The following is a 17,552-nucleotide window of genomic DNA, read 5'->3' as shown; positions in this document are numbered from 1 at the left end:
GGATCGCGCGACTGCGCTGTCCGATGCCGCACGCAGCGCCGGTGTCACCCCCGGCGCGCGCCGTGCGCCCTGCGGTCACCGGCACCGCTTGCGATGTCGCCCTCCGCATCGCGCTCCGCGCCCTTTCCGTGCAGCCGCGCGACGCCGGCGCGCAGATGGGCAGCCACGGTCCGGCCCCACGCGTCCCAGTTGAGATGGTCCTCGAATTCCTGCCGCGCGCTTCGCGCCAGCGCCAAGTACTCGTCCGGCGCCTCCAGATAGCGCTCGATCATCGCGGCGAAGTCCGGCGGGCCGCTCTCGGGCGGCAGCGCGTGGCCGTTGACCCCGTCGCGCACCGGCACGCCGCCGACGTTGAGACACAGCGACGGCAGCTTGTAGGCCGAGGCCTCGCAGAAGGCGAAGCCGTAGCTCTCGTAGGACGGCTGGACGAGAAAATGCGCCTCGGCAAAGACCCGTTCGAACACCGCCATCTCGTCCGGCATCCCTTTGTCGAGCTGCGGATGCACCGTCACCCACTCGTTGCGATGGCACTCCGGCGGCTGGCAGCCGATCACCGTCAGGCGCGCGTCGACCCCGCGCGCGCGAAGGAGCGTCATCGTGTCGAAGGCGGTCGGCCCGCCCTTGGCGAACCAGTCGCGACCGATCAGCAGCAACCGGACCGGCAGGCCGCGGCCGAACGGCGCCGGGCTGACCTCCGGCGCGGTCCTGATCCCCGCCCCCCACGGCACCATGAGCGATCGCTCGGGGTCGAGCCCGTAGCGCGCGTCGGCGCCGCTCTTGAGCCACTCAGACGGCCAGAACATCAGATCGGTGCTGTTGAACACCTCGGCCTCGCAGCGCTCGACCCAGGCGTCGAAGGCGCGCCCGCCCGGGTACTTTGACCCGAATTGCGACCCGATCTCGGAGTTGCGGTAGATCGTCTGCGTCGCGTCCGAGGAAAACGCCGTGACCAGAGGATAGGGCGGTGTCACCCGGTGCAACGCGTGGAAGGCATAGGTGCCGAACAGCACGTCGTAACGCGCGTGCGACAGCTCGGCGCGGACCTTGCGGGCGATCACCGGGGCCAGCGCCAGATGCGCGCGCCAGCGCAGCCGCATCTGCATCGGGTCGGAGAGGCGGGCGATCCCGCGCCGCACCGGCTCGGCCAGTCCCCAGCTTCTGGAGAGGATCGTCACCTCGCCCGCATGGCGCTGCAGCGCCCGGTACATGTGGGCGTTGCCGCCCGAGTACATGAACCGGTCGAGCGGGGAAAAGTCGCAAAGGTAGGCGATTTTCAAACGCTGTTCACTCACCACTCACCTCCCGGACATCCGGTATACAACCCGGCGGGCGTCGGCGCAATCTTGCCGATGCGTGTCGTGCGGAGGGAGAGCGCAACGCCCGGGCCCGCCTGTGCCATATCTGCCAGCCCGCTGTCCCGGCGACATCCCGAAGGGCGACAAGCCCCGGCCCCGCTGCTATGGTCGTCCTGCTATCCGGGGCGTGTGGGGGTCTCGGAGCGCCGCGTAACGATCTGCGAAGCACGAGTATGCCGAATCCTCTCGCCTACCTCATGCTGGCCCTCTGGCCGGTGGTGACGATCGTCCTGTTCCGACGCCAGCCGGCAGATCGGGCGCTGATCCTGTCGCTGATGGTGGGCTACCTGTTCCTGCCGGAATTTCCTGCGGCCTTCGACCTGCCGCTGCTGCCGCCGATCTCCAAGCACACCATTCCCGCGCTGGCCGCCTTCGCGGTCTGCCTGGTCAAGTTCGGACCGCAGGGCCTGCTGGTGCCCCAGTCGCCGCTGGCGCGGGTCCTGCTGGCCGTGTTCATCTTCGTTCCCCTCGTGACCACCGTGACCAACACCGAGCCGGTGTATTACGGCCAGGTCGGCCTGCCGGGGCTTGGCATCAAGGACGCCATCGCGCTGATGCTGCAACAGGTCATGCTGGTGATGCCCTTCCTGCTGGCGCGTCAGTACCTCGCCGATCCGGGCTCGCAACGCTATTTCCTGCAGGCGCTGATGGTCTTCGGGCTGATCTATTCGCTGCCCATGCTGGTCGAGCTCAGGCTGTCGCCGCAGCTCAACAACTGGATCTACGGCTACTACCAGCACTCCTTCGCGCAATCGGTCCGCGGCGGCGGCTACCGCCCGGTGGTGTTCCTCTACCACGGGCTCTGGGTCTCGTTCTTCATCATGACCGCGGCGGTCGCGGCCTTCGCCCTCTGGCGGCAGGACAGCCGCCTGAACACCCCCAAGACCCTGCTCTGCGCGCTCTACCTGCTGCTCGTGCTGGTGGCCTCGAAATCGCTGGGCGCGCTGATCCTCGCGGCGGTCGCCCTACCCTGCCTGCTGTTCCTGAGCCGGATGATGCAGATCCGCATCGCGCTGCTGATCGGCCTTCTGGCCATCGCCTATCCGATGATGAAAGGCGCCAACATCATCCCCGAGGACCGCATCCTCGCCGCCGCCGCCAGCATCGAGGACGAACGCTCGCGCTCGCTCGATTTCCGCTTCCAGCAGGAGCGTATCCTGCTCGACCGCGCCAACCGGAAACCGGTCTTCGGTTGGGGCAGCTGGGGGCGCAACCACATCCTCGATCCGGTCTCGGGCGCCATCCTCACGGTCACCGACGGGCGCTGGATCATCGCCATCGGGGTCTATGGCTGGATCGGCTTCCTGGCTGAGTTCGGGCTACTCGTGACACCGTTCTTTCTGCTGTGGCGCGGCAGCCGCGAGCTCGGCGCCGACCGTCTCTCTCCCTACATCGCGCCGATGTCGCTGATCCTCGCGGTGAACGTGGCCGACCTGATCCCCAATGCCACCCTGACCCCGCTGACATGGCTGCTGGCCGGGGCGCTGACTGGCTATGCCGAGCGCATGAAGGTCGCCCCGAGCCTGTCGCAGGTCGCGCCGGGCACGCCCAGCACAGCGAAGCGCGAGGTCGAATGGCAATCCATCATGTGAGGCCCCCGCATGGCTGAGCCCCTCCGCCGCCGCGTCCTCGCCATCGCCGAGGCGGCCAATCCCGAATGGGTCAGCGTTCCGCTGGTCGGCTGGTCTCTTGCCTCGGCGCTGCGCGCGGTGGCCGATGTGCATATCGTCACCCAGATCCGCAACCGCGACGCCTTTCTGCGCGCCGGGCTGACCGAGGGCAGCGACTTCACCGCCATCGATTCCGAGGCTTTCGCCCGCCCGATGTGGCAGCTCGCCGAAAGGCTCCGCATGGGCGAGGGCAAGGGCTGGACCATGGTGCAGGCGATCAACGCGATCAGTTATCCGCATTTCGAGCGCCTCGTCTGGCAGCGCTTCGGCCCCGGGATCCGCGCCGGCGACTGGGACATCGTGCACCGCATCACGCCGCTGTCGCCGACGATCTCGTCCTCGCTCGCGCGACGCTGCGCGCGCGCCGATGTACCGTTCGTGCTCGGTCCGCTGAACGGCGGCGTGCCGTGGCCCCGGGGCTTCGAGGCCGAGCGCCGGCGCGAGAAGGAATGGCTGAGCTACCTGCGCTCGGCCTACAAGCTGATGCCGGGCCGCGGGGCGACGCTCGAGCACGCCGCCGCCATTCTTGTGGGCTCGCGCCACACCGAGAGCGAAATCCCGGCGAAGCACCGCGCCAAGACGCTCTATCTTCCCGAGAACGGCATCGACCCGGCGCGCTTCAACCGGACCGCCACGCCCGCGCCCGGCCCCCTGCGGGCCTGCTTTGTCGGGCGGCTGGTGCCCTACAAGGGGCCGGACATGCTGCTCGAGGCCGCGGCACCGCTGCTTCGCGACGGTCGGATGACGCTCGAGATCATCGGCGACGGCCCGATGATGCCCGACCTCGTGGCGCAGGCCGAGGCGCTCGGGGCCGCTGGCGCCGTCACCTTCCACGGCTGGAAGCCGCACGAGGCGGTGCAGGACATCATGGCCGGCTGCCATCTGCTCTCCTTCCCGTCGATCCGCGAGTTCGGCGGCGGCGTCGTGCTCGAGGCGATGGCGCTGGGGGTGGTGCCGCTGATCGTCGACTATGCCGGGCCGGCAGAGCTGGTGGTGCCGGGCACCGGCCTCAAGGTCGCCTGCGGCACCCGTGACGAGATCGTCGCGGGCTTTGCCGCCGCCATGACAGGACTGGCAGAGGATCCCTCCGGCCTGCCGGCGATGGCCGCGGCGGCGCAGGCGCGCGTCGCGAGCCACTTCACATGGGCACAAAAGGCCGCGCAGGTGGCCCGGGTCTATGACTGGGTGCGCCACGGGCGCCCCGCCCCGGCGCCGCAGGTTTTCTAGCGCCAGCGCACGTTGACCTAAGCGCAACCTTTGCGTTCTAGCGTCCCTCCCGCTGCAGCCCGGCCTTGATTTCGCCCGAGTTGCCCTTGATAGACAGGCAAGGGCGCGACCCGATCGTTTTGTTGTGCCAGTGTGTTCCCGGAGAATCCGGATTTCGAGTGATGAAACAGCCCGCACCCATGCAAGACGCCTCGGACCGCGCTGTCCGCAGCCACGGCGTGCTGCCCTATCGCAGCGACATCGACGGGCTGCGCGCCATCGCCGTGCTGGCCGTGGTGCTCTACCACTTCGGCGTTCCGGGCCTCGAGGGCGGCTTCGTCGGCGTCGACATCTTCTTCGTGATCTCCGGCTTCCTGATCGGCGGCATCCTCTGGCGCGAGTACGACGCCACCGGGCGGATCCGGCTGGGCCATTTCTACCTCCGCCGCTTCCGCCGCCTCGCCCCGGCCTTCTTCGCCATAGTGCTGGTCACCACCGCGCTGAGCTGGGCGCTGCTGCTGCCGTTCGAATTCCGCGAGCTCGGCAAGCAGATCATCGCAGCGACGGTCTACCTCTCGAACGTGCTGTTCTTCGGGCAGGCCGGCTATTTCGACACCGCCTCGGACGAAAAGGTGCTGCTGCACACATGGTCGCTCGCGGTCGAGGAACAGTTCTACATCTTCCTGCCGCTGTTCATCCTGCTGCTGTCGCGCAACCGCCGCGCCCTTCTGGCGGCGCTGGCGGGCTGCTGGCTGGCCTCGCTGATCGCCTGCGTCTGGCTCACCGCGCCCTACCAGTCGGCCACCTTCTACCTTTTCCCGTTCCGCGCATGGGAGCTGCTGAGCGGCGTGCTGCTGGCGATCTGGGGGCATGAGACCGGCCGTCTCTGGCGCGGCCACGCGGCGCTGAGCGTGGCCGGGCTGGCGCTGGTCGCGGGGTCGATCCTGCTGATCCCCGCCGGGCCGCTGTTTCCCGGCCTTATGGCGCTGTGCCCGGTGCTGGGCGCAGTGCTGCTGCTGGCCAATGGCCGCGGGCAGAACCCGGTCAACCGGATGCTCTCGGCGCGCGGGGCGGTGTGGTTCGGCAAGATTTCGTATTCGCTCTACCTCTGGCACTGGCCGGTTCTGGTGCTGTCGCTCTACCTGCGCGGCGCGTATGCCGGTCTGTGGGAGGCGGCGCTGTGGATGGCGCTCACGGTCGCGCTGGCGTGGCTGTCGTGGCGCTATGTCGAAACGCCGGTGCGCCGCGCGCGGGTACCTGGCGCCGTGATCTTCGCCGGCACCGTGAGTGCCTCCGCCGCCACGCTGGCGCTTGGGGCGTGGCTCTACGTCAACGACGGCCTACCCGCCCGCTTCGGCCCCGAGGCGCGGATCCACATCGCGGCCTCGGGCGATTTCCTGCAGGACTGGAGCCGCTGCCGCACCCCCTCCGAAGGCCCGCTCATGGGGATCGAGATCTGCCCCATCGGCCCCGAGGGCGAGCCGGAAGTGCTGGTCTGGGGCGACAGCCATGTGCGGGCGATGAAGGAGGGGCTCGACTTAGCCGCCCACGAGGCGGGGCGCCCCGGACTGATCATCTGGCGCGCCGGCTGTCCGCCGCTCTTCGGCGTCCGCAAGGTCGAGAGCACGGCGACGCTCGCGCAGGACACCGCCTGCACCGACGCCAACCTGCAGATCGCTGAGAGCGTCCAGCACCTGCCGAGCCTCGAGACCGTGCTGCTGATCGGCCGCTGGAGCTACTACGCCAGTGGCACCGGCGTCGGGCTCGACGCCGAAAACACCATCGCCGTGCACCCGCTCGATGCGCCCACCCGGCGCGACATGCGGCAATCGGACGTCATCGCCGAGGCGGCCCGCGCCACCGTGGCCCGCCTGCGCGATACGGTCGGTGAGGTGGTGGTGCTGCGCCAGCCGCCCGAGATCGCGCAGTATGACAGCCGCATCGCCGCGCGCGAGGCGGCGCATGAGGGCTGGCCTCTGGCGCGCCAGCCGGTGACCGAGCCCAGCATTGCGCGCAGCGCCCTCGCCCAGCGCACAGACCCCGCCGAGGCGCCGTGGCGCGCCATGGCCGATGAAGGCGCGCTGCGCTGGATTGATCCGTGGCCGCGTATTTGCGATGCAGAGGCCTGCCACGCGCTGCACGGTGACACCGGGTATTATTTCGACAACAACCACCTTACCAACTCCGCCGCACTGACCCTGCGCGACCTCTTCGCGCCGGTATTTGCCGGCGACGGCGGCACCGGCTCATGAGTGCGCTGGACCAAGAGTGGGACGTCATCGTTATCGGCACCGGCATCGGTGGCGGAACGGTGGGGCGGGCGCTGGCCGAGGCCGGGCAGAAGGTGCTGTTCCTCGAGCAGGGCGCCGCCGGCCACCGGGCCGAGCGCAACGGCCTGTCGGAGGTGTTCGTGCCCGAGGCGCGGCGCGCGCGCGGCCTCTGGCCCGAGCCGCTGCACGCCACGCTCGACGGGCGAGAAAGCCGGTTCTACGCCCCGCTCGGCGCCGGGCTGGGCGGCTCGTCGGTGTTCTATGCCGCCACGCTGGAACGCCCCGAGCGCCACGACCTCGAGCCCACCGAGGGCTGCCCGCACCCCACCGGCGGTTGGCCCGTCGACTATGACACCATGCGCCCGTGGTACGACCGCGCGGCCCGGCTCTACCACCTGCACGGCACACCCGACCCGCTCTCACCCGAGCCGCCGCTGCCGCTCTCCCCGCCCCCGCCGCTCACCGGGACCGAGACCGCGCTGATGCGGGCGCTCGAGCGGGGCGGGCTGCACCCCTATCACGCCCATACCGCCATCCGGCGAGTCGAGGGCTGCCTCAACTGCCTTGGCAGCAAGTGTCCCAACCCCTGCAAGATGGATGGCCGCTCGGCGGGTGTCGAGCCGGCGCTGGCGACCGGCAACGCCACCCTGCTCGACCGCGCCGAGGTCACGCGGCTTCTGGGCGCGGGCGACCGGGTCATCGGCGTGGAAACCCGCATCGACGGCGAGACGCGCATCCTCACCGCCCCGCGCATCGTGCTGACGGGCGGCGCGCTCGGCTCGCCGCGGCTGCTGCTGGCCTCGGCCTGCGAGGCCTGGCCCCGCGGGGCGGCCAACGGCTCGGACCTCGTCGGGCGCAACCTGATGTTCCATCTCAACGAGATGTTCGCGCTCTGGCCGCCCCGGGGCACCCCCGACGAGGGCGCCACCAAGGCCATCGCGCTTCGCGACCTCTACCTGCGCGACGGCGCGCGGTTGGGGATGATCCAGGCCATGGGCATCCGCGCCTCCTATGGCGAGATCGTGCATTACCTGAACCTGATGCTGGCCCGCTCCTCCCTCGCCCGCGTGCCGGGGCTGTCGCAGCTCACCCGCATTCCCGCCGCCATCGCGGCAAAGCTCTTCGGCCACGCGCAGATCTTCGTCGGGCTGATGGAGGACCTGCCCTATGCCGAGAACCGCGTGACCTATGACCCCGCCCATCCCGAACGCCTGTCGGTCGCCTACACCTGCCACCCCGAGCTTCTGGACCGGCGCCGCGCCTTCCGCCGCGCCATCGCGCGCGCCTTCAAAGGGCAGCGCCGGGTGTTCCTCGGCGTCGGCCCCGAGCTGAACTTCGGCCATCCGAGCGGCACGCTGCGCTTCGGCGACGATGCCGCCCGTTCGGTGCTGAACCGCGACTGCCGGGCACATGAGCTGCGCAACCTCTGGGTCGCGGACGCGTCCTTCATGCCGACCTCCATGGGGGTGAATCCGAGCCTGACCATCGCCGCCAACGCGCTGCGCGTCGCCGATGCCATCCTGAAGGAGACGCCATGACCCGCCTCACCCCGCAGGACGGTCCCGCCGTCGTCACCGGCGCAGGCTCGGGCCTTGGCCGGGCGCTGTCGGTCGAGCTGGCGCGACAGGGCTTCACCGTGATCGGCACCGGCCGCCGCCCCGAGGCGCTGGCAGAGACCGCCGCGCAGGCCGGCCCGACCTGTCATCCGCTAACGCTGGATGTGTCCGATCCGAAAGCGGTGCGCGCCGCTTTCGCACGGATCAAGACCACGCACGGGCCTGTCGCGCTGCTGATCAACAACGCCGCCGACTATCCGCGCCGCGACGTCCTCGAGGAAAGCGCCGAGAGCTTCCTCGACACCATCGCGATCAATCTCGGCGGCGTGGTGGCCTGCACGCACGCGGCTTTGGGCCAGATGTGCGAGACCGGGCGCGGGCGGATCCTCAACGTGGCGACCTTTGCCGACCTGAATCCGCTCCCGGCGTCCTCGGCCTATTCGGTGTCGAAGGGGGCGGCGCGGATCTTTACCCGGGCGCTGATCGCCGACATCGCCGACCGCTTTCCCGGCATCGTCATCGGCGACTGGATGCCCGGCATGTTGCAGACCCCGATGGGCGCGCCCGACGGTCTCGCGCCCGAGGCGTCTGCGAACTGGGGGGTCGAACTGGCGCTGCGCTGCGACCCCGCGCTGACCGGAGCGGTGTTCGAGCAGGACACCGAGGTGCTGCCGCCGCGCGGGCTCAGGGGCAAACTGAAGGATCTGCTCTTGCTGCGGCGGCGCAGGCCGCGCCGCCTGAGCTGAGGCGCGTCAGTGCTGCGGCGTGCGAAAGCGCTGCAGCATCGCCGCGAGCATCTGTCCCGGCAGGATCGCGAGGCACCGCACGTAGCGCGGCAGCAGCCGTTTCGGGCTGCCAAGCGCGCGCCACACCCACTCCACCGCGTAGCGCCGCGCCCAGTCCGGCGCCCGCGTCTGGGTGCCGGCAAGGAAGTCGAGCCCCGCGCCCACCGAGGCGAAGCCCATATGCGGCAGCTTGCGGCGTCCGGCAGCGGCAAAGATCTCCTGCTTTGGGGCGCCCAGCGCGATGAAGCACAGCCCCGCCCCGGAGGCACCGATCTCCTCGAAGATCGCGTCGGCCTGCGGGCCGGTCGGATCGAAGCCCATCGGCGGCGCCACGGTCACCGAGACCACGAGGTCGCGCACCTCGCGCTCGAGATAGCTCTTTGCGGCGGAGAGCGCCGGCCGCGTGCTGCCCACCAACGCCAGGGTCACCCCCTGAGTCGCGGCGATGCGGGCGATCGGCAGCACCGCATCCGAGCCGGGGATCAGATCGACCGGGCGCTTGGCCAGCCACGACATCCAGACGATCGGATTGCCGTCGGCGGTGACGAAATCCTGCGCCGCGTAGGCCCGCCGGAACTGCGGAGAGTGCCGCAGCTTCACGAGATGGTCGAGATTGATCGTCGCAAGGGCAAACCCCTGACGCTGGGCCAGCCGTTCGGTCACGCGCGCCTGTAAAACGGCCCAGGTCGGAACATTGACCGAAATCCGCTGGCCGGACACTTTGAAATCCATAAAACGTCGCATCCAATACACATCACACGCCCCCTATATATCTCATATTCGAGCCGAGCGGAGGCCTGAATCGTGGCGACCTGCCAGAACCGTGTCTCATGGGACGCACGCGGCGAGGTTTTGCCGAGGACTCGCGCTTTGCCTGCATATCCGCGGGACATGCCGAATTATCATCAAATCCGTCTGTTCGACGGAAACACCCGGCCTGTTCAGGAGTCGTGAGTATTATTTTGATGTCTCTTTCTTTTCCGCCCTTACCCGGCACCCCCGCCCGGAGTGCGCCCGATTGCGGGCGCGCGTCATGAGTCGCCGGATCTCGATCCTCGGCTGCGGCTTCGTGGCCGACCTCTACCTCCGCTCCCTGCAGGCGATGGACGGGATCGAGGTCGCCGGGGTCTATGACCGCGATGCCGGCCGGCTGGATCATTTCTGCGCCCATTGGGGCCTGCCGAAGAAGACAACCCTGTCCGAGTTTCTTGCCGATGCGCCAGACGGCGGGGTGATTCTCAACCTCACCAATCCGGCAGCGCATTACGAACTGAACCGGGCCTGTCTAGAGGCCGGGCATCACGTGTACTCGGAAAAGCCGCTGGCGACGGACCTGGAGGACGCCAAGGCGCTCTGTGCGCTGGCCCAGGAGCGCGGCCTGCTGCTGGCCTCGGCGCCCTGCTCGGTTCTGGGCGAGACGGCGCAGACCCTCGGCCACGCGCTGCGCACGGGCATCGCCGGCACGCCGCGCGCGATCTATGCCGAGCTCGACGACGGCTTCGTGCCGCAGGCCGCCTACCGCAAGTGGCTCTCCGAGACCGGGGCGCCTTGGCCCTATGAAGACGAGTTCCGCACCGGCTGCACGCTCGAACACGCGGGCTACTACCTGAGCTGGCTGATCTCGTGGTTCGGCTCCGTGCGCACGGTGGTCGCGGCCAGCGCCGAGACCATTCCCGACAAAACCGGCTCCGGCCCGATGGCGCCCGACCTGAGCATCGCCACGCTGTTCTTCGAAAACGGCCCCGTCACGCGGCTGACCTGCTCGATCGTCGCGCCGCACGACCACTCGATCCGCGTGGTCGGCGACAGCGGCGTGCTGCGCTGCGATGCCGCGTGGGACAACAGCGCCAAGGTGACCTATGCCAAGCGCACGAACCTGCGCCGCAAACTGGTCGAAAGCCCCTTCCCCCGCCGGGTGAAACTGGGGCGGACGACCCATCCCAAGGTGAAACTCTGGGGCGCGGCGGCGATGAACTTCATGCTGGGCCCGGCCGAGATGCTCGAGGCGCTGGAGCAGGACCGCCCCTGCCGGCTGTCGACCGCGTTCGCCCTGCACATGACCGAGGTCACGCTGGCGATGCAGAACGCCGGCGAGACGAGCGGCGCCCAGCGCATGACCACGCGCTGCGATCCGATGGAGCCGATGCCATGGGCGAAATGAGTGGCGATATGAGTCCCGAGGCGGGCCGCATCCTGATCACCGGCGCCGGCGGCTTCATCGGGCGCGCCACCGTGGCCGAGGCCCGCGCCCGCGGCCTCGATGTGATGGCACTGGTGCGCAAGAGCGTCGCCCCCGAATGGGCCGACGATGACGGCGTGACCGTGGTGCAGGCGGATCTGTCGGAGCCGTCGTCGCTGCTCCCGCTGCGCCGCGCGCTCAGGGGCTGCGGCGCGGTGATTCACGCGGCGGCGCATCTGGGCGGCGACGGCGCGGCGATCGAGGCCGACACGCTGGCCGCCACGCGCCATCTGCTCGCAGCACTTCCCAAGGAGATCCGGCTGGTGCTGGTCAGCTCCATCGCGGTCTATGACCTGAGCAAGCTTGCCCCGGGCGACGCGGTGACCGAGCGCAGCCCGCTCAACCGACCCGGCCACGCCCAGGACGCCTATGCCGAGTCGAAGCTGGCGCAGGAGGTGCTCTGTCAGGGCGCCCTGCAGCCGCTCTGGCTGATGCGCCCCGGCGCGGTCTGGGGGCCGGGGCGGACGTGGCACGCGCTCAACGGCTTCTGGGCCGGGCCGCTGCAGATCACGCTCGCCTCCGATGGCGCGCTGCCCATGGTTCACGTGAAACACCTGGCCCGCGCGCTGGTCTCGGCCAGCCTCACCGAGCCGCAGGGCATGACCGCGCTCAACGTGATCGACGACGACCTGCCGACGCGGACGCGCTACGTCGCCGCGCACCGCAAGGCGGCGGGCTGGCCAAAGGCCGCCCTCACCGTGCCGTGGACGCGCTGGCTGGCGCTCACGCGGGCGCTCGGACGCTTCGAAAGCCGCCTGCCCGGCCTGCTGCGCGAGCCGGTGCTGCGCGCCCGGATCATGCCACTGCGCTGGCCCAACACCGCGCTACGTGCGAGCCTTGGCGGCAGCGACGATGCCGCCTTCGAACCGCTGCTGGAGCGGACGCTGGAGACCGAGACATGAGCCTGCCCAAGCTCGCCTACCTGACCGGAGAATATCCCCGCGCGTCGGATACCTTCATCCAGCGCGAGGTGGCGGCGCTGCGCGATCTTGGCCACGAGGTGCTGACCTGCTCGATCCGCACCACTGGAGCCGAGCATCTGGTCGGCCCCGAGCAGCGCGCCGAACATGCCCGCACCTTCAAGGTCCTTGCCGCCGCGAAGAACCCGCTGCGCCTGCTCAAGGCGCATCTGGGCTTTGCCCGCCGCCCCGGGCGCTACCTCGGCGCGCTGCGGCTGGCGTGGCGGACCGCGCCCAAGGGCTTCCGGGGCCGGCTCTACAACCTGCTCTACTTCCTCGAGGCGGCGGTGCTGGCCGACCATCTCAGGCGCGAAGGTGTCGCACATCTGCACAACCACATCGCAAAGGCCTCCTGCACCGTGGCGATGCTGGCCAGCGAGCTCTCGGGAATTCCCTACAGCTTCACCATCCACGGCCCCGACATCTTCTTCGAGCCGCATCACTGGCGCATCGACGAAAAGACCGCGCGGGCGCGTTTCGTCGCCTGCATCTCGGAATACTGCCGCTCGCAGCTCATGTGCTTTGCCGACGCGGCGCATTGGGACAAGCTGCACATCGTGCATTGCGGCATCGACCCGGTGCGCTACGACACCGCGCCGCACACGGGCCAGAGGCTGCTCTTCGTGGGCCGGCTGGCGGGCGTAAAGGGCGTGCCGATCCTGCTCGACGCGGTGGCGGCGCTCAAGGCCCGCCACCCGCAGCTTCGGCTGGCGCTGATCGGGGACGGGCCGGAGCGCGCGGCGCTGGAAGAACGGGCCAGGCCGCTGGGCGAGACGGCGGAATTCCTCGGCTACCAAGGCCAGTCCGAGGTGGCCGAGGCGCTGGCGCAGAGCGATGTCTTCGTGCTGCCGAGCTTTGCCGAAGGCGTGCCCGTGGTGCTGATGGAGGCGATGGCGGCGGGCGTGCCGGTGGTCGCCACGCAGATCGCCGGCATCCCCGAGCTGGTCTCGCAATGGGAGAACGGCGTGCTTGTGCCCCCGGGCGATGCGGCCGCCCTGACACAGGCCATCGAGCAGCTCCTTGCCAGCCCCGACCAGCGCCGGGAGATGGGCGCGGCGGGCCGGGCCACCGTCGAGGCCGAGTTCAACATCCATATCGAGGCGGCGCGGCTGTCGCATCTCTTCACCGCCTATGCCGAGGGCGACAGCCCGGCCAAGCGCGAGGCGCTGCCATGACCCCGGACGCCCCGCCCGTCGATGTGGTGCTGATCGGGCGCAACGAGGGCGCGCGTCTGGTGGCGGCGCTGGCCTCCGTGACCGGGCAGGCGCGGCAGGTGGTCTATGTCGACAGCGGCTCCACCGATGACAGCGTTGCCGAGGCGCGCAGGTCCGGCGCCACGGTGGTCGAACTCGACCTAACCACGCCCTTCACCGCCGCCCGCGCCCGCAATGCCGGGTTCGCGGCGTTGGAAGACCCGCAATTCGTGCAGTTCATCGATGGCGACTGCACGCTGGTGGCGGGCTATCTCGACCGCGCCTGCGCACGTCTCGCCTCCGATCCCCGGCTCGGCATGGTCACTGGCTGGCGCTCCGAGATCCACCGCGACGCCTCGCTCTACAACCAGCTGGCCGATTTCGAATGGCGCCGCCCGGCAGGCGAGATCCTCGCCTGTGGCGGCGACATGCTGGTCCGGGCCGAGGCCTTCCGCGCCGTGGGCGGCTTCGACCCGACCGTGATCGCCGCCGAGGATGACGAGTTCTGCACCCGGCTGCGCAAGGCCGGCTGGCGGCTCGAGCGCATCGCCGCGGAGATGACCCGCCACGACGCCGACACCCACCGCTTCGGCCAATGGTGGACCCGCGCCGTGCGCACCGGCCACGGCTTTGCGCAGGTGGGCCACCTCCATCCCGAGTATTTCCGGCGCGAGCGTCAGCGGGCGCTGGTCTATGGGCTTGCGCTGCCGCTCTTCATCTTGCTGGGCGGGCTGGTCTGGTGGGGCTTTGCGGTGGCCGGGCTCTGCGTCTACGCTCTGAACTATCATCGCACCGCGCAGGGCCTGATCCGCGAGAGACTGCCACGGCGTGAGGCCTACCGGCACAGCCTCCTGCTGACGCTGTCGAAGATTCCGAACGTGATCGGCATGGCGACCTACCACTGGCGCCGCCGCCGCAACGCGCAGATGCGCATCATCGAGTACAAGTGAGGCACGTTTCCATGTCCGAACTTCTCCGCGTCGGCCTGATCGGGGCCGGATACATCGCCACTTGGCACGCCGATGCGCTTGCCGCGACGCCCGCCGCGACCGTCGCAGCGGTCTGCGACCTCTCAGAGGCCGCCGCCCGCGGCATGGCCGAGGCCTACGGCGCCCAGCCCTTCACCAGCGTCGAGGCGCTGATCGAGAGCGGGCTGTGCGACGCGGTGCACATTCTCACCCCGCCGCAGCTTCACAAGCCGCTGGCGATCCAGTGCCTCGAGGCCGGCCTGCACGTGCTGGTCGAGAAGCCGGTGGCGGAAAGCGCCGCCGACACGCGCGAGATCCTCGCCGCCGCGCAGGCGGCGGGCAAGCGCTTCCATGCCGGGCACAACTTCCTCGGGCTGCCGTCCTACGTGCGGCTCAAGGAGATGATGCTGCACGGCGATCTGGGCCGGGTGTCGGCCTGCGAAATCAGCTACGCGCTGCCGCTCTCGCCGCTGCGCTCGGGGCCGTTCAACCTGTGGCTCCTGCGCGAGCCGAAGAACCTTCTGCTCGAGGTCGGGCCGCACCTGATGGCGTTTGCCGTCGACCTCTTCGGCACGCCCGAGATCACCTTCGCCGAGGCCAGCAAGCCGGTCGATCTGCCCGGCGGCGATCCGCGTCCGCAGGCCTTCCGCATCCTCGCCCGCGCCGGAGAGGTCGAGATCACCTTCACCATCTCTCTGGTAGAAACCCAGGACGACCGCTCGGTGACGGTGCGGGGCTCGTCGGGTCGGGCGCGGCTCGATTTCGCCTCGGACGTGCTGATCCTCGAGCGGGAGAACAGCTCGGACCTGATCGTGAACCCGCTGCGTAAGCAGCTTGGGCTGGGCTGGCAGCACCTGCGCGAGGGCAGCGTCAACGCGTGGCGGCAGGCGGTCTCGCTGAACCGGAAAGGCCCCTACGCGCTGAGCTTCCGCGGCATGGACGCGGCGCTCTATCAGGACATGAGCAAGGCGCAGGACGCCCGGTTCAGCGGCGAGAGCGCGGTGACGGTGATGCAGGCGCTCGACGACGCGCTGGCGCTGCTGCCCCCCGACACGCTGGCGGTGAAGGCGCCGGCGGTGCAGACGCGGAGCCCCAAGCCCACCGCCATGGTGATCGGCGGCACCGGCTTCATCGGGCGGGCGCTGACCCGGCGGCTGGTGGCCGACGGGCACGACGTGCGGGTGCTCTCCCGAGGCCGCTCCGGCCCCTTCCCCGACCTGCCCGATCAGGTCGAGACGGTGGGCGTATCGCTGCACGACCTCGACGGACTGACACAGGCGATGCAGGGCATCGACGTGGTCTTCAACCTCGCCAAGTCGATGGACAAGACGTGGTCCGACGCGCTGATCAACGACGTGGGCGTCGCCACGCGCATTGGCATGGCCTGCGAGAAGGCCGGTGTGAAACGGCTGGTCTATACCGGCACTATCGCCAGCTACGACATGGCGGATCGCAGCCGGACCATCACCGAGGACACACCCTTCCCCGGCGACATGAGCGACCGCAACCTCTATGCCCGCTCCAAGGCCGAGTGCGAGCGCCAGCTGATGAAGCTGCATCGCGAGCGCGGCCTGCCGCTGACCATCGCGCGGCCCGGCATCGTCGTGGGCCATGGCGGCCCGCTGCAGCACTGGGGGATCGGGCGCTGGCACGGCGCCGGCGCGGTGCGGATCTGGGGGCCGGGCGACAACATCCTGCCCTTCGTGCTGATCGACGACGTGGCCGACGGGCTGGTGCGCATGGCGGCGCGCCCCTCGGCGGTGGGCGAAAGCTTCAACCTGATCGGCGAACCGATGTTCTCGGCCCGCGGCTATTTCAACGCGATCCACGAGGCGCTCGGCGCGCGCATCCGGGTCAGCAGCGGCAACCTCACCGCCTTCTACCTGTCGGACGCGGTGAAGTACGGGCTGAAGAAATACGCCCTGCGCAAGCGCGGCGTGGTGCGCCCCTCGCTGGCCGACTGGAAGAGCCGGGCGCATTTCTCGCCTTTCGAGAATGCCAAGCCCAAGGCCAAACTCGACTGGGCGCCCGAGACCGACCGCGCCACCTTTGTCCGCAAGGCGATCACCGAGGCGAACCTGTTCGGATTCTAGGCCTCGGTCCGGCTGCGACGCCCCGTGGCCGGTCACGCCGGGCGTGTCGCGGGCCTATCGGAAGGCCGGGCCATGCGCCCAGATCGTCATCGAATGGCGCTCTCCTTCCTCGACCGGGGTGACCCGGTGCAGCAGGTAGGAGGGAAACAGCGTGGCGCTGCCGCGCGCGCGCTCGGCCTCGACCGTATGCGCCGAGGGCATGACCTCGAGCGCGCCGCCGCGATAGGCCCCGGGCTCGGAGAGCTGTACCACCATGGTCAGCTTGCGGCGCGCCGCGAGCCGGCCGTCGCCGACATCGGAATGCCAGCTGAAATGGCCCTGCCGCTCGGCCCCGTAGCGCGCCACCTGCGCGCTCTCGTCGAAGGCATCGAGGTCGAAGCCATAGACCGCGCGGTTGGCCTGCCGCACCAGTTCGATGATCCTTTCCATCACCCACTCCGCCCCCGCGACATCGTCGAGCCAGACCAGATCGGCGCGGCGCAGGTTGTGATCCTGATTGCGGCCCACGAGCCGCGCGTCGGCGCTGTCCGCGGCGCGGGACAGGTCGATGATGCGATCGCAGTCGATCTCGGAAAAGGCGGCGGGGATCCGGTGAACGGTGAGCATGGGCGGGGCCTTTGGCTGAACAAGCGCCTGCTCTAGCGCGCCGTGCACCGCGATCTGCGCCATTCGCGACAGAACGGTCAAAATGCGACCTTTTCCTTCGCCCGGCGCGGGGCCATATCGAAGGGCATGAGCAGAACCGACCTTGCCGCCTTCGAAGAGATGGCCCGGCGCGCCATCGACAGCTTCCCCGACCCGTTCCGCAGGAGCGCGGCAGAGGTGCTCGTGGAGGTCGTCGACTGGCCGCCGCAGGACGTGCTGGCCGAGATGGAGATCGACGATCCGCTCGAACTCACGGGGCTTTACGAGGGCATCCCGCTGACCGAGCGCGCGATCAGCGCCCCCTCGCCCTGGCCGGACCGCATCTGGCTGTTCCGCGAGCCGATCCTCGCCGAATGGCGCGACCGCGGCGACATCGCGCTCGAGGATCTGGTGATCCACGTCACCGTGCACGAATTCGCGCATCATTTCGGCTGGTCCGACGACGACATCGCCACAATCGACAGGTGGTGGGAGTAGCGCGCCCGCGTCCCAGCGCGGGCGCGCCGTGCGCAGGGTTGGGTCGCGCAGCGATCCCGACCGCGTCACCCGGTGGCCATGCCCGGTGCATGACCCCAACCGCGGCACTCACTGCCCAGTCCGGACACGCACACCG

General features: G+C 69.7%; 14 protein-coding genes. 11 read left to right on the top strand and 3 right to left on the bottom strand.

Annotation, left to right across the window (positions count from 1 at the left end; all coding sequences use genetic code 11):
- Positions 1-44: 44 nt before the first annotated feature.
- The gene (locus tag LCM15_RS10750; RefSeq protein WP_224856219.1) at positions 45-1,292 is read right to left on the bottom strand and encodes a glycosyltransferase family 4 protein; all 1,248 of its coding nucleotides are present in this window, start codon (positions 1,290-1,292) and stop codon (positions 45-47) included.
- Between the two features lie 236 nt (positions 1,293-1,528).
- On the opposite strand from LCM15_RS10750, the gene LCM15_RS10745 reads away from it, so the two are divergent.
- From LCM15_RS10745 to LCM15_RS10725, 5 genes are all read left to right on the top strand, one after another.
- On the top strand, positions 1,529-2,947 hold the full coding sequence (locus tag LCM15_RS10745; RefSeq protein ID WP_224856217.1) for a hypothetical protein: 1,419 nt from the start codon (positions 1,529-1,531) through the stop codon (positions 2,945-2,947).
- Positions 2,948-2,956: 9 nt separating this feature from the next.
- A complete protein-coding gene (locus LCM15_RS10740) occupies positions 2,957-4,252 on the top strand; it encodes a glycosyltransferase family 4 protein (RefSeq protein WP_224856215.1) in 1,296 nt (431 codons plus the stop codon).
- Positions 4,253-4,431: 179 nt separating this feature from the next.
- The gene (locus tag LCM15_RS10735; protein ID WP_224856670.1) at positions 4,432-6,483 is read left to right on the top strand and encodes an acyltransferase family protein; all 2,052 of its coding nucleotides are present in this window, start codon (positions 4,432-4,434) and stop codon (positions 6,481-6,483) included.
- Positions 6,480-8,039: a GMC oxidoreductase gene (locus LCM15_RS10730; RefSeq protein WP_224856213.1), complete on the top strand. Its 1,560-nt coding sequence runs from the start codon at positions 6,480-6,482 to the stop codon at positions 8,037-8,039. The genes LCM15_RS10735 and LCM15_RS10730 overlap by 4 nt, the downstream gene beginning before the upstream one ends.
- Positions 8,036-8,803 carry an SDR family oxidoreductase gene (locus LCM15_RS10725; RefSeq protein ID WP_224856211.1) on the top strand — a complete coding sequence of 256 codons (768 nt, stop codon included), beginning with the start codon at positions 8,036-8,038 and terminating at the stop codon, positions 8,801-8,803. Before LCM15_RS10730 ends, LCM15_RS10725 begins: the two co-directional genes overlap by 4 nt.
- Positions 8,804-8,809: 6 nt before the next feature.
- Here LCM15_RS10725 and LCM15_RS10720 read toward each other — a convergent pair whose 3' ends face one another.
- Positions 8,810-9,574, bottom strand: a complete 765-nt coding sequence (locus LCM15_RS10720; protein WP_224856209.1) for a WecB/TagA/CpsF family glycosyltransferase — start codon at positions 9,572-9,574, stop codon at positions 8,810-8,812.
- Positions 9,575-9,875: 301 nt separating this feature from the next.
- On the opposite strand from LCM15_RS10720, the gene LCM15_RS10715 reads away from it, so the two are divergent.
- The 5 genes from LCM15_RS10715 to LCM15_RS10695 are packed head-to-tail and all read left to right on the top strand — an operon-like array spanning position 9,876 to position 16,294.
- Positions 9,876-11,003: a Gfo/Idh/MocA family protein gene (locus tag LCM15_RS10715; protein WP_224856207.1), complete on the top strand. Its 1,128-nt coding sequence runs from the start codon at positions 9,876-9,878 to the stop codon at positions 11,001-11,003.
- The gene (locus LCM15_RS10710; protein WP_224856205.1) at positions 10,991-11,983 is read left to right on the top strand and encodes an NAD-dependent epimerase/dehydratase family protein; all 993 of its coding nucleotides are present in this window, start codon (positions 10,991-10,993) and stop codon (positions 11,981-11,983) included. Before LCM15_RS10715 ends, LCM15_RS10710 begins: the two co-directional genes overlap by 13 nt.
- Entirely contained in the window at positions 11,980-13,215 is a 1,236-nt protein-coding gene (locus LCM15_RS10705) for a glycosyltransferase family 4 protein (protein ID WP_224856203.1), read from the top strand. Before LCM15_RS10710 ends, LCM15_RS10705 begins: the two co-directional genes overlap by 4 nt.
- On the top strand, positions 13,212-14,183 hold the full coding sequence (locus LCM15_RS10700; RefSeq protein WP_224856201.1) for a glycosyltransferase: 972 nt from the start codon (positions 13,212-13,214) through the stop codon (positions 14,181-14,183). Before LCM15_RS10705 ends, LCM15_RS10700 begins: the two co-directional genes overlap by 4 nt.
- A gap of 11 nt (positions 14,184-14,194) precedes the next feature.
- Complete coding sequence (locus tag LCM15_RS10695; RefSeq protein WP_224856199.1) at positions 14,195-16,294, top strand: NAD-dependent epimerase/dehydratase family protein; 2,100 nt, start codon at positions 14,195-14,197, stop codon at positions 16,292-16,294.
- A gap of 54 nt (positions 16,295-16,348) precedes the next feature.
- On the opposite strand, the gene LCM15_RS10690 is transcribed toward LCM15_RS10695, so the two are convergent.
- Positions 16,349-16,900 (bottom strand): 2OG-Fe(II) oxygenase, encoded by a 552-nt coding sequence (locus tag LCM15_RS10690; protein WP_224856668.1) that lies wholly within the window; start codon positions 16,898-16,900, stop codon positions 16,349-16,351.
- 126 nt (positions 16,901-17,026) lie between these two features.
- Between LCM15_RS10690 and LCM15_RS10685 the strand changes: the two genes are divergently transcribed.
- Positions 17,027-17,416: a metallopeptidase family protein gene (locus tag LCM15_RS10685; protein WP_224856198.1), complete on the top strand. Its 390-nt coding sequence runs from the start codon at positions 17,027-17,029 to the stop codon at positions 17,414-17,416.
- The last annotated feature ends 136 nt before the right edge of the window (positions 17,417-17,552 follow it).

The sequence above is a fragment of the Salipiger bermudensis genome (assembly GCF_020171625.1).
GTDB lineage: Bacteria > Pseudomonadota > Alphaproteobacteria > Rhodobacterales > Rhodobacteraceae > Salipiger > Salipiger bermudensis_B.
This window is presented reverse-complemented; position numbering and strand designations above follow the sequence as displayed.